Origin of the sequence: Pseudonocardia sp. (assembly GCF_050250275.1) — a bacterium.
Taxonomy (GTDB): domain Bacteria; phylum Actinomycetota; class Actinomycetes; order Mycobacteriales; family Pseudonocardiaceae; genus Pseudonocardia.
In genome coordinates this window covers 18,515-41,961 of record NZ_JBFWOY010000012.1, presented here as the reverse complement: position 1 = coordinate 41,961, position 23,447 = coordinate 18,515, and the positions used below count along the sequence as shown (strand labels likewise).

Annotated in this window: 17 protein-coding genes; 3 read left to right on the top strand and 14 right to left on the bottom strand. The window is 69.0% G+C overall.

Annotated features, from left to right (window positions below):
* Window positions 1–217: 217 nt before the first annotated feature.
* The 7 genes from AB7F12_RS12945 to AB7F12_RS12915 all read right to left on the bottom strand — a co-directional run bounded on the left by AB7F12_RS12945 (window position 218) and on the right by AB7F12_RS12915 (window position 11,834).
* Window positions 218–1,732: a class I adenylate-forming enzyme family protein gene (locus AB7F12_RS12945; protein WP_428499468.1), complete on the bottom strand. Its 1,515-nt coding sequence runs from the start codon at window positions 1,730–1,732 to the stop codon at window positions 218–220.
* Between the two features lie 1,036 nt (window positions 1,733–2,768).
* Complete coding sequence (locus AB7F12_RS12940; protein ID WP_428499467.1) at window positions 2,769–3,779, bottom strand: ABC transporter ATP-binding protein; 1,011 nt, start codon at window positions 3,777–3,779, stop codon at window positions 2,769–2,771.
* Window positions 3,780–3,820: 41 nt separating this feature from the next.
* Entirely contained in the window at window positions 3,821–4,870 is a 1,050-nt protein-coding gene (locus tag AB7F12_RS12935) for an ABC transporter ATP-binding protein (protein WP_428499465.1), read from the bottom strand.
* A 38-nt stretch (window positions 4,871–4,908) separates the two neighbouring features.
* Complete coding sequence (locus AB7F12_RS12930) at window positions 4,909–5,841, bottom strand: ABC transporter permease (protein ID WP_428517032.1); 933 nt, start codon at window positions 5,839–5,841, stop codon at window positions 4,909–4,911.
* A 3-nt stretch (window positions 5,842–5,844) separates the two neighbouring features.
* Window positions 5,845–6,783 (bottom strand): ABC transporter permease, encoded by a 939-nt coding sequence (locus AB7F12_RS12925; protein WP_216361898.1) that lies wholly within the window; start codon window positions 6,781–6,783, stop codon window positions 5,845–5,847.
* Between the two features lie 809 nt (window positions 6,784–7,592).
* Window positions 7,593–9,965 (bottom strand): acetyl-CoA acetyltransferase, encoded by a 2,373-nt coding sequence (locus AB7F12_RS12920; protein WP_428499463.1) that lies wholly within the window; start codon window positions 9,963–9,965, stop codon window positions 7,593–7,595.
* A 309-nt stretch (window positions 9,966–10,274) separates the two neighbouring features.
* Window positions 10,275–11,834 carry an ABC transporter substrate-binding protein gene (locus AB7F12_RS12915; protein WP_428499462.1) on the bottom strand — a complete coding sequence of 520 codons (1,560 nt, stop codon included), beginning with the start codon at window positions 11,832–11,834 and terminating at the stop codon, window positions 10,275–10,277.
* A gap of 1,078 nt (window positions 11,835–12,912) precedes the next feature.
* On the opposite strand from AB7F12_RS12915, the gene AB7F12_RS12910 reads away from it, so the two are divergent.
* Both AB7F12_RS12910 and AB7F12_RS12905 read left to right on the top strand, forming a co-directional pair.
* On the top strand, window positions 12,913–14,181 hold the full coding sequence (locus tag AB7F12_RS12910) for a cytochrome P450 (RefSeq protein WP_428499461.1): 1,269 nt from the start codon (window positions 12,913–12,915) through the stop codon (window positions 14,179–14,181).
* Window positions 14,178–14,372 carry a ferredoxin gene (locus tag AB7F12_RS12905; protein WP_428499460.1) on the top strand — a complete coding sequence of 65 codons (195 nt, stop codon included), beginning with the start codon at window positions 14,178–14,180 and terminating at the stop codon, window positions 14,370–14,372. Before AB7F12_RS12910 ends, AB7F12_RS12905 begins: the two co-directional genes overlap by 4 nt.
* Window positions 14,373–14,514: 142 nt before the next feature.
* On the opposite strand, the gene AB7F12_RS12900 is transcribed toward AB7F12_RS12905, so the two are convergent.
* Window positions 14,515–15,330, bottom strand: coding sequence for a mycofactocin-coupled SDR family oxidoreductase (locus tag AB7F12_RS12900; RefSeq protein ID WP_428499459.1), 816 nt, complete (start codon window positions 15,328–15,330; stop codon window positions 14,515–14,517).
* 392 nt (window positions 15,331–15,722) lie between these two features.
* On the opposite strand from AB7F12_RS12900, the gene AB7F12_RS12895 reads away from it, so the two are divergent.
* Window positions 15,723–16,499, top strand: coding sequence for a FadR/GntR family transcriptional regulator (locus AB7F12_RS12895; protein ID WP_428499458.1), 777 nt, complete (start codon window positions 15,723–15,725; stop codon window positions 16,497–16,499).
* A gap of 87 nt (window positions 16,500–16,586) precedes the next feature.
* Here the strand turns inward: AB7F12_RS12895 and AB7F12_RS12890 are convergent, their stop codons facing one another.
* From AB7F12_RS12890 to AB7F12_RS12865, 6 genes are all read right to left on the bottom strand, one after another.
* A complete protein-coding gene (locus AB7F12_RS12890; RefSeq protein WP_428499457.1) occupies window positions 16,587–17,024 on the bottom strand; it encodes a Zn-ribbon domain-containing OB-fold protein in 438 nt (145 codons plus the stop codon).
* 47 nt (window positions 17,025–17,071) lie between these two features.
* Window positions 17,072–18,274 (bottom strand): thiolase family protein, encoded by a 1,203-nt coding sequence (locus tag AB7F12_RS12885; protein ID WP_428499456.1) that lies wholly within the window; start codon window positions 18,272–18,274, stop codon window positions 17,072–17,074.
* A 119-nt stretch (window positions 18,275–18,393) separates the two neighbouring features.
* Entirely contained in the window at window positions 18,394–19,602 is a 1,209-nt protein-coding gene (locus AB7F12_RS12880; RefSeq protein WP_428499455.1) for a CaiB/BaiF CoA transferase family protein, read from the bottom strand.
* Window positions 19,603–19,745: 143 nt separating this feature from the next.
* The gene (locus AB7F12_RS12875; RefSeq protein WP_428499454.1) at window positions 19,746–20,528 is read right to left on the bottom strand and encodes an SDR family oxidoreductase; all 783 of its coding nucleotides are present in this window, start codon (window positions 20,526–20,528) and stop codon (window positions 19,746–19,748) included.
* 730 nt (window positions 20,529–21,258) lie between these two features.
* A complete protein-coding gene (locus AB7F12_RS12870) occupies window positions 21,259–22,251 on the bottom strand; it encodes an acyl-CoA dehydrogenase family protein (RefSeq protein WP_428499453.1) in 993 nt (330 codons plus the stop codon).
* A 1-nt stretch (window position 22,252) separates the two neighbouring features.
* On the bottom strand, window positions 22,253–23,419 hold the full coding sequence (locus tag AB7F12_RS12865) for an acyl-CoA dehydrogenase family protein (RefSeq protein ID WP_428499452.1): 1,167 nt from the start codon (window positions 23,417–23,419) through the stop codon (window positions 22,253–22,255).
* Between the last annotated feature and the right edge of the window lie 28 nt (window positions 23,420–23,447).

Sequence of the window (23,447 nt, the reverse complement as noted above, 5' to 3'; positions counted from 1 at the left end):
CAGGCGGCACCGTTCCGGGTCGGACTCCGTCGCGATGGGTATCAAAGCTCGAGCAGGTTCTTTCCCGCCCCGGTCCTGCTGAGGACGTCGAGGACCTCGGCCGGGCTGCTCCACCGGCGGCGGTGGGAAAGATCGTCGTGGACCAGGAGAGCCCGGTCACGCGACCCCGCCGAACCCGGCGCACCCCGCGGTCCCCGTGGTAACGGGGCACTTTGGTCTATCCGGGCCCGGACACGCCGGACCCGTCACGAAGAGTCAGGGCCAGGGCGACTAGTTCGCGGCGCAGCACCTTGCCGGTGTGCGTGGTGGGGAACTCGTCGACGACGAGCACCCGGTCAGGGGTCTTGGAGCTGCGCAGCCGCTCCAAGACCCACTGGCGCAGCTCCTCCTCCTCGACCTGCGCGGCCGGACGCAGCCGCACGAAGGCCCCGATGACCTGGCCCCACTCCGCGTCGGGAACGCCGGCGACGACGGCCTCGAGGACCGCCGGGTGCCGGCTGAGGACGTCCTCGATCTCGGCCGGGGCGATGTTCTCCCCACCGCGGATGATCGTGTCGTCGGAGCGTCCGCGGACGAAGATGAAGCCGCCGTCGTCGATGTAGCCACGGTCGCGGGTCGGGAACCAGCCGTCAGCCTGGATCTTGCTGCCCTCCTCGAGGTACTCCCCCGCCACCTGCGGCCCGCGGACGACGATGTCACCCACCACACCGGGGGGGCACACGGTCGCCTCGTCGTCGTGCACCTCGATCTCCACGGAGGGCAGCGCGCGACCGACCGAGCCCAGTCGGGCACGGACGGCAGGGTCGTCGGACGCGACGGCCTCACGGTGGTCGTCGGGGCCCAGGACGGCGATCGAGGAGGCGGTCTCGGTCAGCCCGTAGGCGTTGACGAAGCCGGTCTCCGGGAAGATCCCGAGTGCCTTCTCGATGACTTCGGCGGCGATCTTTGCCCCGCCGTAGGACACCGACCGCAGCGACGTGGGCCCGGGCACGCCGCGGGTCTCCAGCTCGCCGACGATCCGGGACAGCATCGTCGGGACGACCATGGCGTGGGTGATCCTCTGCTGCTCGACCACGTCGAGCCAGTCACCGGGGGTGAATGCGTCGAGGTAGACGACCCGTCGGCCGGCGTACAGGTTCGACAGGCAGTTTGCCACCGCAGCGATGTGGTAGGGCGGGACGCTCACCAGCGTCGCGTCGGACTCATCGACCGAGGCGAACTCCACCGAGCCGAACAGGTAGGCGGTGAGGTTGCTGTGCCGCAGGACTGCGCTCTTGGGCGCCGCCGTGGTGCCGCTGGTCATCAGCATGACCGCGACGGACTCCGAGTCGATCTCGTGGGCCCGCAGCGGCGGAGCGTCGGCGGCCGGGAGCGAGACGAGCTCCTCGATGCCGATCGTCTGCACGCCGGGGACCCGATCCGGAGCGTCGGTCACCACGAGCGGCCGCCCCTGCCGGCTCATGATCTCCATGAGCTGTTCCTCGCCGAGCCGGTAGTTCAGCGGGAGGAACGGCACGCCGGCGAGCGAGGCGGCGAAGAGCGCGACCGGGAACGCCGCGCCGTTGGGCCCGAGGTAGAGCAGCCGATCGGCACCGGTCGAGGCGAGGTACACCGCGCCCGCGGTCGCCTTGGCCCGCAGCGTCGTCCCGGTGAGGCCGTTCCGCCGGTTGCCGATCAAGGTACGGTCGGCCATCCCGTCGGCGACCATGTCGAGGATCATCGCGAGGGTCACCGAGAGCCCCCGTATCTCTTCGTCGGGCGGATCTCGATCATGTCAGTGCTCCTCAGGTGCAGTCGCAGGTCGTGTGGCGCTGGATCGCACATCACCGCGTGAGCGCGTAGGTCTTGAGCAGACCGCGGCTGATGATCGCCTTCCGGATCCCGCTGGTGCCCTCGCCGATGAGCAGGAACGGCGCCTCGCGCGTGAGCCGCTCGATCTCGTACGCCCCAGGTCCTTCAGCCCATCGGCGATCTCCTGCGGGTAGATGTCGCCGTGTGCCTGCGCGCGCGGGACGACCTCCTCGTCGGCGAAGCACGTGAGCGTCGACAGGGTCTCCCGCTGGATGGCGATCAGGTCGGCGGTCTGCGCCAAGCCGGTCACGGGTTCTCCTCGGAGGATCTCGTCGCGAAAGCGGGAAGGCCGTCGCTGCGGCGATGACATCGTGAGCTCGACGGATGACCGGCGCGTCGATCGTCCGGCCGTCCACCGGCGAACACCCGCCCCGTTTGCCGCCGCGGCATCCACGATGCGCTGCGCCGAGCAGTCGAGGCAGAGAGCCCGCACTGCCTCCCCGGACGAAGGGCGGCCGGGTCAGTCGACCGGCTCGGTGTGGGCGGGTCCCCGATCCGCACCTTCCGGGGTCGCAGGCACATCGCCGGCGCCGGACCCGTGCGAACGCATCGGACGACTCGGACCAGGCCGCTGACCGGGAGCGGTCCCTCGGACCACGAGGGACAAGCCGTCCTCACCATGGGGGTACTTCACACCACGCATCTCGCCGGATTCGTCCACCACCATCACCTCGCGGGCGTTCACCCGGATGCTGACGACATCGCCGCGCCCGTGACCGAACTGCTCGCACGATGTGCCGAAGATGTCGGGCGTCGTGAATCCTCCGGGGGACGCCGGACCAGATGACCGCTGCGGGGTCGGCGAACGAGGGGTCTTGCGCCGGCCCAGATGCAGGACGCACGACGCATCACGTCGGAGGCCTCCATCGGCCCCTGCGCCGTCCGGTCGCGCCACGATGTCGGTCGGCGCACGATGGTCATTCCGCCGCTGCGTGACCGGCACGTCCCTCTCCTCCTACTACTGTCCCGTGAACCCCCACCGGGTGGTGACAGGAGAAGCTGCGGGAGCACTCGGGAACGGAGACCAGGGCGGGAACCTCGACTGCGCAGTCGGGCTGCTGGTTGGCGCACCGGGGCTGGAACGGGCATCCGACGAGCGGGAGCGCAAGGTTCGGTGGCCGCCCGGCGAGGCTGGGCCGCCGTACGTGCGGCGGATCGTCCAGCCGGGGAACGGAGTCCAGCAGCGCCCGGGTGTAGGGATGCTGCATCTGGGCGAACAGATCCGCCGTCTGCGCCATCTCGACGATCTCGCCGGCGTACATCACCGCCACCCGGTCCGCCCGTCCGGCCACGACGCCCAGATCGTGGGTGATGAGCAGGATCGCCATGCGGAAGCGCTCCTGCAGGCTCTCCATCAGGTCGAGGACCTGCTTCTGCACCGTGACGTCCAACGCCGTGGTCGGCTCGTCGGCAATGAGGACCTTCGGATCACACGACAGCGCGATCGCGATCGCCACCCGCTGCCGCATTCCCCCGGACAGCTCGTGCGGGTACTGGCCCAAGCGCTGCCGCGCGGCGGAGACGCCGACCTGGTTGAGCAGATCCATCGCACGGTCGGCGGCCTCCCGCTGGGCCAGGCCCAGATGATGCCGGATCGGGTCGATGATCTGCTTTCCGATGGTGCGCACCGGGTTCAGCGACGTCATCGGGTTCTGGAAGATCATCGCGATCTCCACGCCGCGCCACCCGTTCGCGGCTCGGGGGTCGGCGCGCACGTCTTTCCCCTGGTAACGAATCGAACCCGACACGCGCGCGCCGTCCGGCAGGATGTTCAAGATCGTGCGGCCCAGCATCGACTTGCCCGAGCCGGACTCCCCCACCAGGCCCACCGTCTCGTTCGAGTACAGGTCCAGCGAGACACCCCGGACCGCGGACAGTGGCCCGGCCGCGGTGGGCAGCCTGGTCCAGACGTCGTCGAGGGCCAGCACGGGCGCCCCGCCGGTGGGCTCGGATCCCGCAGGAGATGTGCTCACGCCCGTCCCCCGATCGCCGCCACGGCCTCGCTCGGGAAGTGGCATGCAGCGAAGTTCCCCTTCTGCCCGTACGGTCGGAGCACCGGTTCCTCGTCGGCGCACAACTGCTCCGCCCGCGGGCATCTCGTCCTGAACCGGCACCCCGAGGGGGGATCGATCGGTGAGGGGACGTCTCCGATCGCGGGCGTGTGGGGGATCGGGACGCCCGGGTCGGGCTCCGGCACGGCGGCAAGCAGGACCGACGTGTACGGGTGGGCCGGCGAGCTGTAGACCGCGCTGGCCGGGCCTATCTCCACGATCTTGCCCAGGTACATGACCGCCACCCGATCACTGATGCTGCGCACCACTGCCAGGTCGTGGGCGATGAACAGCAGGGACAGGCCGAACTTCTCCTTCATGTCCTCCAGCAGGTTGGTGATCTGAGCCTGGATCGACACGTCCAGCGCGGCGACGGGCTCGTCGCAGACGATGATCCGGGGGTTCATCACCAGCGCCCGGGCGATGCACACCCGCTGACACTGCCCACCGGAGAGCTCGCGCGGACGCCGGTCGCCGAAGGTGTCCGGATCAAGACCCACTGCCTCCATCGCCTCGCGCACGCGTTCCAGCCGCTGTGCGCGCGTGCCCGACCTCCAGATCGAGAGTCCCTCCCCGACCAGGTGCTTGACCTTGCGCCGAGGGTTGAGCGCGCTCACCGGGTCCTGGAAGATGATCTGGATATCGGTCCGGGCCCGCCGCAGCTCCGCGACCGACAACGCCCGTAGATCCTGGCCACCGTACCGGATCGTCCCAGCCGTCGGTTCGACCAGCCGCAGCACCGCACGAGCCGCCGACGACTTCCCGCAGCCGGATTCCCCGACGATCCCGAGGGTCTCCCCCGGGGCAAGGTCGAAGCTGACATCGGACACCGCCTGTACAGCGCCACCATCGGTGTGGTATGTGAGCTCGAGGTGCTCGACGCCGAGCAGCACCGTCGAGGCCTCCCGCAGGTGCTCGATGCCGGTCACGAGCTCCGCGCCGGTCACCGCTGCAGACGTACCAGTCATGATCTGCCGACTTCTCTCGGGTGTCGATGAAGATGGGGTCAGCCGGCCGCGGGCCCGCTGCCCTCGATGCGACGGCGCACGTGCTCCCCGACAACGTTGAGCGCCATGACGGTCAGGACGAATACGGTCGCCGGGATCGCGACCTGCTCCGGATGCAAGCTCAGCGAGCTCCGCGCATCAGAGATCATCCCACCCCAACTGGGTGCCGGTGGAGGGATGCCCAGGCCGAGGAAGCTCAACGACCCCTCGGCCACGATCGCCGTGGCGACCACGACGAAGAAGTAGGAGGAGACTGTCAGCAGCACGTTGGGCAACAGCTCACGCCCCAGCAACCGCGGTGTACCGGCGCCCAGCGCCCGGGCGGCGAGGATGAACTCCCGACTCCGGTACGCCAACGTCGACCCGCGGGTGAGCCGCGCGAACGTCGGCGTCAACAGGACGGCCAACGCCACCACGATCGTGGAGATCGTCGGCTGCAGCGCAGCGGCCAGCGCAAGGAGCAGCACCAGCGGCGGGAACGCCAGCATGCTGTCGATCAGCAGCGACAGGACGCGGTCGACCTTGCCGCGCCAGAACCCTGCCGCCATCCCGATGGCCGTTCCGACCGCCATCGCCAGCAGGACGGACAGCAGCCCCACGGCCAGGGACTGGCGGGCCCCGAAGACCAGCCGCGACAGCTGGCTGCGGCCACTGTTGTCGGTTCCCAGTGGTTCCGGAAAGCTCCAGCCCGGAGGCGTGAACGGTCGCCCGACGAATTCTGCGGGATCCGCGATCGGCAGAAGATTCGCGAACAACGCGACCGCAGCCAAGACGGAAAGCCAAGCGATCGCAGCCCAGTACAGGACCCGAGCACGGCGGAGGCGCCGCCACAGCGAAGGACGCCGCCCGTCCGCACGCGCCACCGGATCGGGAACAGCCGCGGCCTCGATCCCCGCCGCGAGCGGGGGGTCCTGCAATTGATTCCCTGTCATGACTCAGGCTTTCCTCGTCCGCAGCCGGGGATCCAGAACGTGATAGAGCCCGTCGATCAGCGCGTTGATCAGCACGTAGGCCACGGCAATCAGCAGCACCACCGCCTGTACGACCATGAAGTCCTTGCTGCTGATCGACTCGAAGAGATACGAGCCCATTCCCGGCAACCCGAAGATGCGCTCGATGATCACCGCGCCACCCAACAGGCGCCCGACGCTCAACCCTGCCAGCGTCAGCAGAGTGAACGACGAGGGCTTCAGTGCGTACTTCCACAGCACGGTGCGACTCGGCAGCCCGGCGGCACGAGCGGCCAGGATGTGGTCCTCCTGCAGCGTGGACACCATGTCCGCGCGCAATAGTCGGGTGAACACCGCTATCTCGGGTAACGCCATGGTCAGCGCCGGCAAGAAGATGTACTGCAGGTTCTCGCCGAGCCCGTTGGACAGCTTCCTGTAGCCGGTCACCGGGAACAACCCCAACTTCACGCTGAGGTAGTACGACAGGAACAGGCCCAGCACGAAGACCGGAGTTGCGATGACCAGCGACGTCACGAACGTGGTCGTCTGATCCAACGGCCCACGACGCCGCCACGCCGTGTACACACCCAGCGGCACCGCCACGACCAACGCCATCCCCAGCGCCAGCACCATCAGTTCCAGCGTGACCGGCAGCCGAGTTGCCAGCGCGTCGGTCACGGTCTCGCGAGTGCGGAACGACGACCCCAGATCCCCGGTGACCACATTGCCGATCCACGCGCCGTACCGTTCCAGCAGGGGTCTGTCGAGCCCCGTCTGTCGATTGAACTCGGCGACCTGGTCCGGCGTCGCGGACTCACCGATCACAGCAAAGGCCGGCTCGCCAGGGATGAAGTCGACCAACAATGCGGTCGAGAAACTCACCAGGACCAGCACCAACACGATATGCAGCAGGCGGCTGCCCACCGCTCGCCCCTGGGCCGACAGTCGCCGCGAGCGCTGAGCCGTGGCCGAGGACGTCACCACTGGCCGACCTCCACCGGGCTACCGGCGACCATCTGAAATCCCCTCACACGACGGCGCACGGTGCGACCGGCCGGCGGTGGCCTCCACAACGGACAGCGCAGAGACCTCACGCGGTCGATCCCGGCCGCTGGGGCGACGGGTCCTCCCGGGGGTCTACGAACTCCGCGCTCGCTCACGTCAGCTCTCATCCCCTCGCCAGGCCCGCTCGCCCAGCTGACATCTGACGACGTCGAACTGCGTGAGCCAGGTCCTATCGTGCAACATAAGGAAGGTAACGGGTTCAACCTAGGAAGACAACTGACGTGCGCTGGCGCGGCGCCCTCCGGCCGAACATCACGCAGGCCTACAGGTCGACCCGAGCCGGTGGTCCCCGGAGCGGCTCAGGACGAGCCGACATCGCACAGGGTCGACGATCAGCGACGGCCCTCGGAGGCATGGAGCCGCCGGCCACTCGCTCCCTGACCTGGGCTCCCTCCGTCCGCGTCCGTCCACAGCCGTTCCCCGGCACGCCACCGGCAGAGCCATGCGGAGGGTGCTCGAACAAGCCACCGATCCGCTCGCCGGAACGGGCGGGCGCGCCCGTGGCCCCGTGGTCGGGCCGTGCACACCGGCTGCCTCATCGCCATACCCGTGTCGGCTCCACAGGCTCCGGCTCCGGGGCAACGCCAGACCGGACGTTCCCAGTGCCGGGCCGTCGGCGTCCGGCGCCCTGAACGGCGCCCACTGCTAGCGGCGTGCCGGCCCGACCGTCATCGGTTCCGCCATCGCGGCTCTCGCTTCTCGGCGAAGGCCTGCACGCCTTCGATCATGTCTTCGCTGACCAAGAGCTCGTCGACGGCTGCGGAGCGGTGCTGCACAGCCGCACGGATGTCCGCGATGGCCTGCGTCTCCTGCATCACCTGCAACGACACCCGTACGGACGTCGGCGAGACGGCCAGGATCTCCGCGGCGAGCTCGCGTGCGGCAGCGAGAGCGCCTCCGGCGGGCGCGATCCGATTGACCAGCCCATGCGAAAGCGCCTCCTGGGCACCCAGCCGCCGGCCGGTGAGGATCATCTCGTTCGCCAGCTTCGTGGGCGCCATGCGCGGGAGGCGGATCAGGCCACCCATACCGGCGATCAGGCCCACCTTGACCTCGGTCAGCGCGAATGTCGCGGTCACGTCGGCGACGACGAGGTGGCACGTCAGCGCGATCTCGGTCCCGCCACCCATTGCGAACCCGTTGACCGCTGCGATCACCGGCTTCGGGAGCGACGGACGGTCCGTCAGACCACCGAAGCCGCCCTCCGGGACCCAGACCCGATTGCCCCGAGCCTGCCATCTCAGGTCGTTCCCCGCGCAGAACGCCTTGTCCCCGGCACCGGTCAGGATGGCCACCCACAGCCCCGGGTCGGCGAAGAACGCGTCGAACACCTCGTCGAGCTCGTCGTTCGCGGGTGGATGCAACGCGTTCCGTTGGTCCGGGCGGTTGATGACGATCTCCAGCACGCGACCGTCACGGCGGACGGTCAGGTGCTCGTAGTGCTCCCTGAAGGCCGGAACACGCGCGGGGTACAAGTGCGACATCCGGACGTCACTGACCGCAATTCGGTTCCCGCGCGGTGTCCACTTCGCGAACACGCGCTGCCCGATGGGTTCACCGGACGACAGCATCTCGAGGACTTCCTCGTCGTCCGAGCACGTCTGCGCGAGGAACCGGCCGCCGTCGTGTTCCAACCGACCGACGACGACCCCTGCACGGCTCCCGTCGCGGTCGTACGTGACGGTGTAGGTCTCGATCGTCGCCCAGCCGTTCGCCCGAAGGACCTGTGCCGGTGCCGGCAACCGGTCGATCTGCTGTTGCAGGGAGGTGCTGTCGTCGGCGCGCCACGGCACAGGCCGGGTGGAGTAGACGCCGGCCGAGTACTTGCTCAGTGCGCCGCCGTTCGCGCCGACGAACCCGAAGCTGCCGGGCGCTGTGCGAGCTCGTTGGACCGTCTCGGCGATCGCGTGCATCGCGTAGTTGTTCCCCGCCCCTCCGAAGAACGGCAGGCCGCCGGTGACCGTGAGCCCGCGCGGATCCTCGGCGGCAAGGCCCAGGCCGTCGATGGCTGTGTTGAACACGGCGATCGGGAAGCAACTGTAGAAGTCGAACGTCGCCAGGTCGTCGACGCCGACGCCGGCCATCTCCAGAGCGTGCCGGGCAGCCGACACCGACGCAGGGCTCTCGCTGAGATCAGCGCGGTCGAGGAGGTTCCGTTCCCGCAGATCCGCATGCCCGTGCAAGAAGACCCACTTCTCCTGCGGGACGCCCAGCGCCAGCGCGGTGGTGATCGATGTGATGAGAACCGCCGCTGCCTGGTTGACCTTCTCCCGTGCCACCACATAGCGGGTGTACGGGTAGGCGATCAGCCGGTTCGCCTCGGTGGGGACGACCAACTCGGCCGCAGTACGTTCGATGGGGGCCGAGGCGTGCGGATTCCTGGCTGCGACCCGGGTGAACGGGGCGAACAGCTCACCCATCGACCGGGCGTATTCCGCCCGCGAGCTGCCGAGCCGGGCGCGCCGCGCGTTCTCGAACAATGCGTAGAGCACCGGTGCACCGGTCAACCCGTGGTCCACCGCGTACGACGACCGCGCGCCGGAGAGCCCGTAGCCCCGGTCCTCGAGATCGCCATCGACGTGCTCGGAGAAATCCGGCTTGTCCGCAGCGGCGGACAGGTGCCGCGTCGTCGAGGTGGCCTCCGCGCCGACCAGCAGGACCGCCTCGGCCCTGCCGCCGGCGATCTCCCCGGCGAACTCGTTGACGAGGTGCTGGGGGGACTGACCGCCGCCGACCTCCAGGACGGCACGCCGCGGCGCCGCCCCGACACGGTCGGCAACCGACCTGGGGAAGTTGTCCGATCGACCCAAAGTCGTCGGCAGGCCTGGAAGGGATATCTCGGTCTGGCGGACTCCCGCGACCGTGTCCAGCGCTTCGGCGACGACGGCGGGATCAGCCCCGGAGTCGACGAGCGCCGCCTCCGCCGCCGCCGCCGCCAACTCCACCGGGGAGAGACCACGGTAGTCCGGTCGGTCGATGCGCTCCGAGAACTGGCCCACGCCGATGACGACGGGAGTGCGCGGGTCGAGGTCGTCGTTCACGAGTGCTCCGGAAGGGGGTGTGTACGGGACGGACGGCGGTGAGTGCGTGGTGCGACCTCGGCGAGGCGCGCGAGACGTCGGCGCGCAGCGCGGTGCTGGGTGCGGCGGAGAAGGACGGCAGCCTCGACGAGGTCGAGGACGAGCTGTTCCGCATCACCACGAGCACGCCGGACGCCTCGTTCCCCGGTGGCCTGCCCGGGCGGCTCGTGGTGGGTTCTCCGTGGGATCAGGCTGCTGCGAGCCGTGGGATGCAGCCTGATCCCGCTTCTACGCTCGGGCGGTCCCCAGGCGGCCATCGACCGACGCCGGTCAGCCGGCCAGCGCGAGATCCGACAGGAAGACGCCTCCCGGGTAGGCGTCCGTGAGGCCGGTGGCACCGTCGGCAATGATCCAGTTGCTGCTGTCGGGCAGGGTCACCCCGGACCAGAGTGCGGGCAGATCCTTGGCGATGACGGCCTGCGCGGCACGCATGGCGGCGGCGCGTTCCTCCTGGTTGACGGCCGCCTTGGCGGTGTCGAGGGCAGCGTCCAGCTCGGGGCTGCTGTACTTCGCGGCATTCAGCGACGATGTGCTGCTGAAGCAGTCGACGTACGCCTGCACGTACTGCCCGGCGAAGTCACGGGGGCACTGCCACAGCGCGACGTCGTACTCACCGGCGAACACCTTGCCCGGATAGTCGCCCGACTGCACCTGGTCGATCCGGTAGTTCAGGTTGTCGAACCGGCTGTATGCGGTCTGCAGCGCCTCGGCCTCACGAAGGCTGGCGGGAGTGACCAGGTGCCGGATGACGACAGGGCCCCCGTTCTCCGCCGCGACCTCGTCGATCAGCTTCTGCGCCGCGCCCGGGTCGAAGGCCGGCACGGTGGCCGACACGTCGTAGTACGGCGAGTCCTCGGGGAGGAGGGTGCGGGTTCCGATGACCGTGCCGGCGCCCCGGTAGAGGACCTCGTTCAGCGTCTTCGAGTCCAGGCCCAGCTGCAGGGCCTCCCGGACCCGGCGGTCAGCCAGCGGTCCGCTGGCGTTGTTCTCCAACCAGATCCAGGAGATGTCGGCCGACTCCCGGGGCACCGCTGTGAGCCCGGTCTCGACCGCGGCCACGATGTCCGACGGCTGGAACATCAGCGCCGCCTGCACCTGCCCGGCGCTGACCGCATTCGTGATCGCCGCGGGATCGGAGTTGATCTGGACCTCCAGCGTGTCCAGGTAGGGCCGGGGCGCATCCCAGTAGTCGGGGTTGCGGGTGAAGGAGTAGCTGGCGTTGGGCACGATCTCGGTCAGCAGGAACGGGCCCGCTCCCACCGAGGTCTCCGGCGACGTGCCGAAGTTCGCGCCGTGCTGCTGGAGTGCGGTCGGCGAGGCGATCACGCTCAAGCTCGTCGCGACGGTACGGGGGAAGATGCTGTTGGGCGCGGCCAGCGTGAGCCGCAGCGTGACCTCGTCCACGACCTCGGTCGAGGCGATCTGCGCAGCGGCGCCCGCGGCCGGGGAGGTGAGCGCCGGATCGGCGAACCGCGCCCAGTTGAAGCGCACCGCCTCGGCGTTCAGCGGCGTTCCGTCGGAGAACTTCAGGTTCGGCTTCAGCGTCACCGTCCAGGTGATCGAGTCCTCGGACTTGATCGACTCACCCAGCCGGCCCTCCACCTGCCCGCTCTCGAAGGACTCGTAGAAGAGCAGGTCGTAGATCGCCGACTCCACCGGACCCACGGCGACGTTCATCTGGACGAAGGTCGCCGGGTCCAGGGAGCGGAAGTTGAAGTTCGTGATGACCGTGGCCGAACCCCCCTGCACCGGCTTGGCTGCAACACCCGGCTCGGCGGGATCGCCACCATCAGCGCCGCCGCACCCGGCGATCACAAGCAGCGGCAGCACCAAGGCAGCCAACCGCCGCCGGTACCCGTGTCTCATCGGTTCTCCTGTCGAGTGATCTCCGTGCGGCACACTCAGCGAGCGCGACGGCACCGGGCGGCCCGAGACACTCGGCCACGCCGCTGCGTCGCCGACCGGGCGTGCCTTCTCGTGGTCTTCGGCCGGTGGATGTCAGCGGTCTGGTCGCGTTCGAATACGTGTCGTCTCGTGTGCCGGCGGCGGCGTCACCCCCCGGTTGTGCCGGGCGACGATGTCGGTGCGTTGGACCTGCCGGGCGAAGGTGGATCGCCGACGGCGGAGTCGGGGTCCTCGGTCGCCACATCCGGCGAGAGCGAGCCCCGCCCGAATGAGAGCGTGAGGTGGCGGCGCCCGGCTCTCGGAGACCACGCCCTCACATCACGAAGCTAACCGGATGCACTTAGGTATGCAACTTGTCCGGCAGAACTGCTCCGGTCGCACGCCCTCGATGCCCTCCGGACGGACCGGTCGAATGCCGACCCTCCCGGACGCGATGATCGCGGTCCGGTCCCGATGTGGTCCTGACGGACCGCTCGGCCGGCAGCGGCGGCGCGCCACTCACGGTCCGACGAGCGCCGTCGATCCACAGCTGCCCCCTCGCGAACTCCGGGTCAGGCACCGACGAGGACGCTCGCCTGCGCTTCCGCGCTCAGGTGGGCCCCTCACAGGTCCTGGGTCGCCCTGCGCGCTCGACTGTCGAGGTCCGGGACGAGCTCCGCGGATCCCGGTGGTCCCCGGCACGCCGACCGGCGACAGGACTGCGCGCCGACGAGCGCCGATCGGTGAGCGACCGGTTGCCGTGTCCGGGAACCATCGGGTGCCTTCCCCTCGATACCGCGGCCGTCGCCGCAGTTCACGTTCACGACGTTCTTTAGTTTACGCACCTGGTAATCCTTGCTGCAGCGACGGCCGGAACCTAGTGTGAGCCGTCCAGTCGTCGACGGCGGGCCGAACTGCTGCCGCGGACGCGACGGAGGACCCGACGCTTGGAGAATCCATGACACACGAGGTCACCGGCCGACCCGAGGTGACCCCGGAAGCGTTCGACCACCATTCCAGAGCGGTGGCTGCGGACCCTTTCGGTTGCTTCGACGCACTACGCCGGCACGGGAACGTCGTCCGGTCCGAGCTCTACGGCGGGTTCTACACCATCGTCGGCTACGCGGCGGTGAGCGAAGCAACCCGCGACGGACGGACGTTCTCGTCCGAGGTCGCTGTCGACGGGACGGGGTGCCCGGTTGCCGGACGCGAGGGCTACGGCGGCACCCGGCTCCCGTCGGCCGCGGCCCGATCGGGGTTCATCGACACCGACGGACCGCGACATCTGCACTACCGTCGACTGCTGCTTCCCTGGCTGACCCCGCGCGCCATGCAGAAGTGGGAGCCGGAGATCACGAAGCTGGCCGCCGAGGCCGTGGAGAGCGTGCGCCCGTCCGGCAGCGCGGAGATCGTGAACGACCTGGCCAGCCCGGTGTCGGCGGCCATCGTCATGGACATCATCGGGATGCCCAGATCGCTGGGTCAACAGTTCTCGGAGGCGCTGCACCACTTGATCGGGGCCCCGCCCGACTCCCCGGAGCGCACCGCCGCCGAACGGCTGTTCGGAGCCGTGCTGGTCGACGTCTCCGCCGCCATCATCGAGCGCTACGAGGCCCCGTCCGGAGAGGACCTGATCTCCTTCTTCTGTCGGGCCTCGGGGCCGGACGGCACGCGCCTGACGCCGGACGACGTGATCGAGCAGATGCGCCTCTTCCTGGCCGGCGGCCTGGACACCACCGCATCGTTGATCACGAACACCCTCATCTGGCTCGCCGGTCATCCAGAGCAGGCCGACCGGCTGCGCAACGAGCCCGAGTTGTGGCCGCTGGCGACCGAGGAGTTCCTCCGCTTCACCACCCCCGTACTCGGTCTGGCTCGCACGGTGGACGCCGACACCGTCCTGGACGGGGTCGAGCTCACCGCGGGCGACCGGCTCCTGCTCTCCTTCGGCGCGGCGAACCACGACCCGGCGGAGTTCGACACGCCCGAGGAGGTGATCCTCGACCGATTCCCCAACCGGCATCTCACCTTCGGTGTGGGAGCCCACCGGTGCATCGGCTCCAACATGGCCCGGTCCGTCTTCCAGGGGGTCATGCCCGTCATCCTGGCCAACTGCCTGGACATCAGGGTCGACCTCGACCGGGCCGTCCGCTACCCATCGGTCTCGGTGAGCAATGGCTGGCTGAGCGTTCCCATGACGTTCACCCCCGCACCGGAACCCGTCGTCCCGCCGCCGTACTCGTGGCGTTCCGAGACGAATCCTTCCGACGCATCTCAGGAGGCTCCCCGATGAAAGCCGAGGTCGACCGGGCGATGTGCCAGGGCCACACACTGTGCCACCTGGCGGCGCCGGAAGTGTTCGCGCTCAGCGACGAGGACGGCCACGCCTACGTCAAGATCAGCGCGGATCTGCCGGCCGGACAAGAGGCCGCGGCCCGCGACGCAGCCGCTACCTGCCCCGAACTGGCTGTCAGGCTGACCTGATCCAGACCAGCGGACGGTCACACTCCACAACTGCATCTCCGGTCCGCGGCGACGGCGAGCGTCACCGCGGACCGGGATGCTGTCGTCCGCGGCGGACAATGGTTGCCTCGCCGTCTCTCGCAGCGGCCGCCATCGGACCGGCTCAGGTCCGGGCAGTCTGCCCGCGGTCGACCGGAAACTGGATGCCGGTGACGTTGCGTGCCGCATCCGAGGCGAGGAAGGCCACGATCTCCGACACCTCTTCGGGCTGAAGGCTGCCCTTCTTCGGCAACAGGCTCTCCCCCAGTGGGCCGAAGAGCTGCGGGTACTTGGCGAACAGCTCGGCCACCTGCGGATCCCGGCTCATGGAGCTGTCGACGCCCATGGGGTGCACGGTGTTGACCCGGATACCGTGCTCCCCCAACTCGATCGCCAGCGCACGGGCCAGGCCGACCAGCCCGTGCTTGGCGGCGACGTAGTGCGCCATGAGGGGTGCACCCCGCAGGCCTGCGCTGGAGGAGGTGATCACGATGCTGCCCCCGGCCCCGCGCTCGATCATGGCCGGGATCGCGGCCTTGGTCAGGGACCACACCCCCTTGAGGTTGGTGTTCACGGTGTCGTCCCAGGCCTGCTCGGACAACTCCCAGGCGAACCCGTAACTCAGGACGCCGGCGTTGGCTACGACGATGTCCACGTGTCCCAGCTCCGCCAGCCCTCGATCGACCGCCGCAGCGACCTCGTCGGGCTTGCGGACATCGGCCACACCGATCACCGCGCGCCGATCCAGCCTCTGCACCATCTGCGCGGTCTCCCGCAGCTCGTCCGCTGTCGCCATGGGGTAGCCGATGGTCGAGATGTCGGCGCAGATGTCGATCAGAATGACGTCGGCGCCTTCCTGAGCGAGGCGCAGGGCATGCGATCGCCCCTGACCGCGCCCCGCCCCGGACACCAGTGCGACTTTGCCCAGCAGGCCAGTCATTGCGCGCAACGTCATCTCGATTCGTTCCGTGAGATCGGCTCAGCTATCACGGTCAGAGATAGTTAACTAGTTGACCAGGTTAGCGTACAGAGCCGGAAAGGCGAGAAGCTCTGCGCCCGGAGAGTCGGCGGCCGGCCACCGTTGCACCATCAGGCTCGGACGGCATGTCGCCGGCCACGATGTCGGTGGCATCCGTCATGATGAGGCCGTCACCGCCGCATTATGACCACCGGGCTGTCATCGAAGTTCCGCGAGCTTCGGAACCACCGGGCGAGCCCCTCATCAGGCTGATGGCGTCGGGATGCCGCCGACGATCGCGGCATCCGCCCGGAGTACCTGGTGACCGACTCCTAGCATTGGCCGCAGCCACCCGTGAACGTCGAGGAGCCCACGTGACGAGCAAGACGCGCCCGACCGTGTTCGAGCCACAGGCCCGACCGCACCTGCCGAAGATGGCAGAACTGGTCGCCGCCGACATCCGAGCCCGGATCGCCCGGGGCGAACTTCCCGACGGCGCCACCCTCCCCCCCGAGTCCGAGCTCACCGAGCACTACCAGGTCTCCCGACCCACCCTGCGCGAAGCCATGCGCGTCCTGGAATCCGAAGCCCTCATCGTCCCCCGCCGCGGCTCCCGCGAAGGAGCCCGCGTCCGCGCCCCCAGCATCGACGTCGCCGCCCGATACACCTCCCACCTGCTGCAATACCGCGGCGCCACCTACGGCGACCTCTACCAACTACGACTCATCCTCGAACCCCCCGCCGCCGCCATGCTCGCCACCGCGAACAACCACGACGCCCTCACCCGCCTCCGCGAGGCCTACGACGCCGAAGGCGCCGCCCTCGACGACACCGACGAATACTTCCGCCGCTCCGCCCACTTCCACGAACTCGTCATCGAACTCGCCGGACTCACCCCCCTCACCGTCTTCGCCGAGATGGCCACCGAACTCATGCGACGCCAGCACAGCCAGATCTCCGAGACGCCCTCCAGCAGCGCGCTGAAGAACCGCATGCGTCGCTCCCACCATGCCCACGAACGCTTCCTGGAAATCCTCGACACCGACACCGACACCGCCGAGGACGCCCAGACGTACTGGCGCGACCACCTGCAAGCCATCGGCAAGTACTACGAGAAGCGCTCGAACACCCCCATCGAACTCATCTCCTGAACCGAGCCGAGCAGCCAACTGGACGACTCACGCGCCCCGACCCGGCTCCGACCCGGAAGCGGCACCGTGCGCCGCCGGCCTCCGGCGCTACGTGGCCGGAGCCGGCCGGAAGTAGGGCAACGTCGTCATCGGTGCGACGTCACGAAAGACGACGTCGAGCACGGCGCCGATCTGCAGGTCCGACTCCACGTAGTCGATCAGGGCCGCCGGGTAGAACAGGCCGGGGTGCGCGGTCATCTCGCCCAGGACCCAGCAGATCGGCGGCTCGTCCTCGAACCCCGCGACCATCTGATCCTGGATCAGGGTCCAGTTCACGACACGGGCGGTGGGCTCCACTCGCTCGAAGGTGAATGACGGAGTCGTCACCTCGTTGCAACGCAGGCAGAACGCCACGGGTGGGTGCGCGAACGCCCCACAGTGGTCGCATCGCTGGAATGCGAGGTGATGTTGCCTCGCGGCGTTCCAGAACGGTGCGGTGTCCTCGTCCGGGACGGGTACGGGCTTGTCGTAGTCCGGTGTGGACATCGGTGTCTCCAGGGACTGGCGGACGCGGCGCCCGCGACGATCGCCGCCTACGCTGCGGGGTCGTTGGTGTACAAGATCGCTTGGCCGAGGTTGCGCGCGGGTGTGGCGTAGGTCGACAGGGCGGTCGTCGCGCCGGCGATCTGGCGTGCTCCGGCGCGTCCCGCCAGCTGTAGGTAGCACTCCAGCACGTGCGGCAGCCCGTGCAGCCGCCCCCACCCCGTGTTCCCTCCGCCCGACAGGAGGGGGAACGTCCCCTGCGGGTCGAGATCCGTTTCCTCGAGAACGCGCCACGCCTCCCCGACGGGGCAGAAGCCCAACGCCTCGAGCCAGAAGTACACCAGCGGGGTGAAGCCGTCGTACGGCTGGACCACGGCGACGTCCCGCGGCTTCCATCCACTGCTCGACCACAGCCGCTCGGCCAGATCGAATCCACGGTCGTAGAAGTCGTCCAGCGGACCGAACGTCCCGTCAGGGGGAACTCGGTCGTTTCGCACCTGTGCCCAGTCGGTGATGTACACCGGCTTGTGCGGCAGGTCCCGCGCACGCTCCGCGGTCGTCAGAACGAAGGAGCCGCTGCCGTCGACCGGGATGTCGTTGTCGAGCAGGCACATCGGCTCGCTGATCATCCGACAGTTCATGTAGTCGTCGAGCGTCAGCTCCGTGCCGTGCCAGTATGCGTCGGGTATCCGCTGGACGTTCTTGCGCTGCTGCACGACCAGCTTCCCCATGTTCTCGCGCCGTGCTCCGTACCGCTGCTGGTATTCCTTGTACGGCATGGCGATGCCGGACGTGGGCGCGACGAAGCCGTACGGCACGGTCCACTGGGTCGGCCCGCTCGCCTGGCTGCGGCCGAAGGAGTTGTAGCGACCTTTCGGATTGTGGAGTGTGCGGTTGACCAGGACGTGGGTAGCCATACCTGACGCAATGGCCTGGACGGCGAACATGAACGCCGGCGGGAACGAGTCGTCGTCCATCCGCCACGAGGCCTGCAGTCTCATGTGGTTGATGAGGAAGTCGGCATCGACGAAGTCGCGACCGGCCTGCGTCGGTCCCGAGAAGGTGTACGAGGGAAGCTGCGTTCCGCAGGCAACACCATCGATGTCGGACGGATCGAGGCCGGCGTCCTCGATCGCGAGCTGCGAGGCTCGTACGGCCATGCCGGCCACGGGGACGGCTGCGCGGCGCACCGGTGGGACGACGGCAGCACCGATGATCGCCACCTGGTTCCGGTACTCGGCGACATTGCCCATCTGCGCTCCTCGTGAGAATTCTGCTGGCTGCTGCGGATCGGCGAGTCCCTGCAACCACAGCGCACACCGCGCTTGCGCCACGCTTCCCGTCGACGGTGGTCGACAGCGTCGACCGCCACTCAGGTGATCGCGTTCGCGTCCTTGAGCTCACCGATGCGGGCCCAGTCCAGGCCGAGCTCGAGGAGGATCTGTTCCGTGTGCTCACCGACCTCCGGGGCGCGGGTCAGGTCGTTCGGAGTCGTGTCGAACTGCGCCGGACCGTCGACCAGGTGGTGCACCCCGTCGCTGTATTCCACCGGCCGCATGAAGCCGTTCGCCAGGACCTGCGGATCGCCCAGGACCTCACTCGGGCTCTGGACCAGGTCCCACTGACCGTCGAAGGTCTCCAACACCGCGCGCCACTCGGCGAACGTCCTGGCGCCGAACACCGTATCCAGCTCGCGGATGCAGGCCGCACGGTTCTGCTGACGAGCCTCGTGCGTGCTGAATCGCGTATCGGCGATCAGGTCCGTCCGCCCGACGCGCTCGCAGAAGTCCGGCCAGTACCGATCGGCCTGCAACGTCGCCAGTTGCAGCCAGCGGCCGTCCTTCGTTCGGTACATGTTCACGAGTGGGTTGGGGACCGTGTCATGAGCGGGCAGGTCCAGGCCGCCGGGGAACTCGGCGGCGGCAACGATGTCAGCGGCCACCTGCCACATCCCGACGCCGAGCAGGGAGACGTCCACGACCGGTGCGTGACCGTTGCGTTCCCGTCCCAGCAACGCAGCCGCGATGGCGCCGGCGAGTGCCATGCCGGAGATCCCGTCACCGAAAGCAGGCCGAGCGGTCGGCGCGGGTGTCGGTGAGTTGACCGGCGTGACCCTGTTCGCGATACCGCTGCGCGCGTAGAAGGCGGTCCCGTCGTTCGAACCGCGTCCGGCGTCCGCACCCTTGACCCCATAGCCGTGCCCGCGCGCATAGACGATGGACGGCTTGACCCGTTTCACGTCGTCGACGTCGATCTTCAGCCGCTGCCGAGCATCAGGCATGAAGTTCGTGACGAAGACATCGGCCTGCGCGACGAGCTCGTACAGCAGTGCCAGGCCTTCCGGAGCGGCGAGATCGATGCCGATGCTCCGCTTGTTCCGGTTGGGCTGCTCCATCATGAAGTTGAACTGCCCGGTCGCCTGCACGGCACCGCTCGCGATCAGCCCGCGCATCGCGTCGCCCCGCATCGGCGCCTCGACCTTGATCACGTCGGCACCCCAGTCGGCGAGCAGCGCACACGCCGATGGAACGAACCAGAACTGTGCCACCTCGAGAACCTTGATTCCGGACAATGGAGCCACGACCGACCTCCTGGGCAGACTGTGGATTCCTGTTGTTCACCGGTGCGTCGACGACGCACAGCGGCCGCGGCCCTCGGGAGACGACGACGCGCACCGGCGGAGTGGCGTGATCGACCATGGCCCGTCCTGGGACGTGAGCCGTCTCAGAACAGGGCGTGAGACATCCCGCCGTCGATGCGGATGCTCTCCCCGGTGATGAAGTCGGACCACTCGGATGCGAGGAAGGCGGCGAGCGCACCCAGCTCTTCCGGCCGACCGAAGCGCTGCACCGGGATGCGCTTCGTGGTCGTGGCGAACTCGGCCTCGTCGGTGATCCCCATCTCCGCCAGGAACCATTTCGAGCGCTCGGTCGAGAAGGCACCGACGGCGAGGGAGTTCGCGGTGATCCCGAACGGCGCGAGCTCGTAGGAGATGGTCTTGATGAGCGAGGCGACGGAAGTGCGGGTCACGTTCGACAGGGGTAGCGACGGGTCGAGGTGCGGCTCTCGCGAACAGTGCGAGTTGATGTTGATCAGTCGCCCCCAGCCCCGTTCCTTCATGGCCGGGATGACCGCGCGGGCCAGGTAGATCACGCTCATCATCATCGTCTGGTGGGCCGCGATGAAGTCCTCGTTCGAACAGGCATCGAATCCGATCTTGTGCGGAGGCAGCACGTTCGACACAGCGATGTCGACCGGCCCGTAGGTGTCGCGCGCGGCCTGCACGAATGTCTGCACGTCGGCGTCCACGCTCATGTCGCCGGCCACGCCGCGTGCCTCGACACCGTCAGCCTCGAGCTTGTCCACCGCGGACGCCAGCTGGACGGGGTCGCGGCTCGAAATGACGACCCGCGCCCCCTCACGCCCGAGCGCATGGGCGATGGCATAGCCCAGCCCACGGCTGGCTCCGGACACCACGGCGACCTTGCCCCCGAGCTTGAGGTCCATCGGTTCCCTGCCCTTCCACATTGCATCCGATCCACGGTCGTCCCGCGTCGACTTCGGACGCCCACCGATCGACCTCCGTGCCCCTCCGCGCTGTGCTGGTGCCTGTCCCTCCGAGTCCCGTCGCACCTCTCGGACCTGTGCCCGGCACACCTCCGGCCCGGCACCGCTGACGGGAAGCCTGTCCGACAGCCCGCCGGTGTCGGTCGGAGTGGTCTGCACGATCGGGGGAGGTGGCCCGCGGGGGTGTGGCCGCCGAACGGCTCTGCGGGCGTGGCGAGCACATGCTGGTCGGCCCATACGCCAGCCTCGAACTGGAGCGTCTCGTCAGCGGTGCGGATCGCATCGGTTTCGGACGTGTACTCGGTGACCGGCACGACGATGGGCACACCGTTACGGCAGCGATGCGCTTCCTGCAAGGGCGGGGGCGGTCTTCCAGGCCGCCGTGGCGAGCGCGCTCCCGCCGGTCACGTGCTGCTCCAGATCGTTGTGCACGGGGCCGGCGATCCCGGAGCGGCCATCTGGTTCCTCCTACGACAGCTCGGACCGGACTCGTCCGCGGACGCGCACGGCCAGACCCTGTGGCGCCGCCCGACTCTGTCGGCCTCGGACGTGGTCGAACCAACACACGTTGCAAAGTATGCCTTAGATTACCAGGTAATGTTGGTGACATCAAGGGTCCACTACCGACCGCAGCCCCTGGCCCTGCACGTCGGCCCCCGGGGCCCGAGGCTCAGACCGTGACGTCGAGCTCGCGTGCCCAGCGCGGGACGGTGACCCCACGCTCCTCGTGCCAGAGCCCCTCGACGGCATCGCGCCGTTGCGGGGTCAGGAGGACGCGAGCGATCTCGCGGTGGGCGTCGCCAGGGCGGCCCAGGCGCAGCGCCCAGCTGCGGAGCCGCCGTGAGTACAACTGGGCGGGGCTCTCCAACGTCGCGCCGAAGCCGGCCATGCACTGGTGCACGTTGCGCGCGACCAGCCGCCCGACCTCGACCGCATGCGACCACGTCATGAGACCGAAGATCGGCTGCGGCACGCCGTTGGCGCCATCGCGCGCCGCGAGCCACGCCGTCTTCTTCACGATGAGCTCCAGCCCTTCCGCCGCGGTCGCCGCATCGGCCAGCTTGTGGGCGACCGCCTGGTAGGAGCCGATCGAGCGACCGAAGGCCTGTCGTTCCTTCGCGTACGTCACGCCGATCTCGACCAGCTTCGAGGCCGCACCCGAGACGCGGGCAGCGGCGAGCATGTGCGTCAGGGCCCGGAGCTTCTGCGCGTCCTCCTCACCCCACCGCTGCTCGGCAAGGCCGCGGTCGACGCGCACGAGGAAGTCACCGGCTGCGGTCCGTTCCCGCTCCCCCTGGTTGGCGACCAGCCCGATGCCGGACGCTGTCGCGACGACAGCCGAACCGGGCCCCGCGGGGGGGTCGCTCTCCAGCGCGTAGACCGCGTCCTCGACGTCGAGAAGGATGCGGACGGCGGTGAGCTCCACCCACGGAACCGGTGCCAGGCTGCGGCCGAGCTCCACGGAGACGGCGGCCAGGAGCTCGGGCTCGGCGGGCAGGTCGTGGAGACCGAACTCGCGCAGGTGCTGCTCGACCTCACGTGACCGCCCGTCCGCTGACGATTCGGCAGCCCGGACCGCCGACTCGTCGCAGGTCCCCTCCAGCAGCGACCGCAGCGCGCTCGAAACCTCGCGCGTCTCGTCGCTCCAGCGCTCATCGAACATGTCAGGCACCCCTCGGCAGGCCCAGCCCACGCTGGGCGATGGTGTTGCGCTGGATCTCGGACGTGCCGCCGGCGATGGTCATGGTGACCGTGCCACGCACGAACCACTCGGCGTCCGCGGCCAACTGGTCGTCGACGGACACGCCCCACTCCGTGCGAAAGATCGACTCGGGGAGCAGTTCGTTGAGCCACTGAGCGAACTCCTGAGCGAGCTCGGAGCCGTAGAGCTTGCCCATGGAGCCCGCCGCCGCCGCGTTCTCCGCACCGCGGGCACCCTTCGCGTTCGCCGAGATGTTGAGCATCCGCTCGACCTCCAGCCGAGTCGCGAACCGGCCGATCGCTTCCAGGTCGCTGTCGTCCAGGTCGTCGGCGGCGCCGGCGAAACGGTGCAGCAGGCGGGCGAGCAGCAGCCGCGAGTCCGTGCCGCCGAAGCTCAGACTCCGCTCGTCGGCCAGCCCGGCCGACAGGATCGCCGCGCCCTCGTTCTCCGGCCCCAGCCGGTTCGACACCGGGACCCGAACCGCGTCGAAGAAGCACTGATTCACCCTCCACCCGCCGATCACCCACACCGGCTGGATGTCGACGCCGGCAGCGTCGAGCGGGATCAGTAGCATGCTCAGACCCCGATGCCGCGTCGACTCCGGATCGGTGCGGACCAGGGCGCTGACGTACTCCGCCTCGTGGGCGTAGGACGTCCACAGCTTCGACCCGGTGACGACGTACTCGTCCCCGTCGCGCACCGCCGTGGTGCGCAACGCGAACAGATCGCTGCCCGCTTCCGGCTCGCTGAGCCCGTCGGCATACCGCCGGTCCCCGGACAGGGCCTTCGGCACGTGCTCCTCGACCACCTCGGGCGTGCCGTTGCGGATGATGGCCCGCACGTTGGCGTGCGAGGAGGTGACCGGGGAGGACGGGAAACCCGAGCCCACCAGCTCCTCGGAGAGGATGTAGTTCTCGGAAGAGGTCGCTCCCCTCCCCCACGGCGCCGGCCAGTCGATGCCCACGAGACCCCGCTCCGCGAGGAGCTTGTGCGCCGAGGGCGCCCACGGGAAGATCCGGTCCCCGCCGACCGCCTGCTGTTCGGCCCAGTACTCCCGCATCTGCTCGCCGCTGACCTCCTGGACGAGGTCGCGGACCTTCCTGCGGTAAGCGCGCTCACCGTCGGTCAACGAAAAGTCCACATCAATCTCCCGTCAT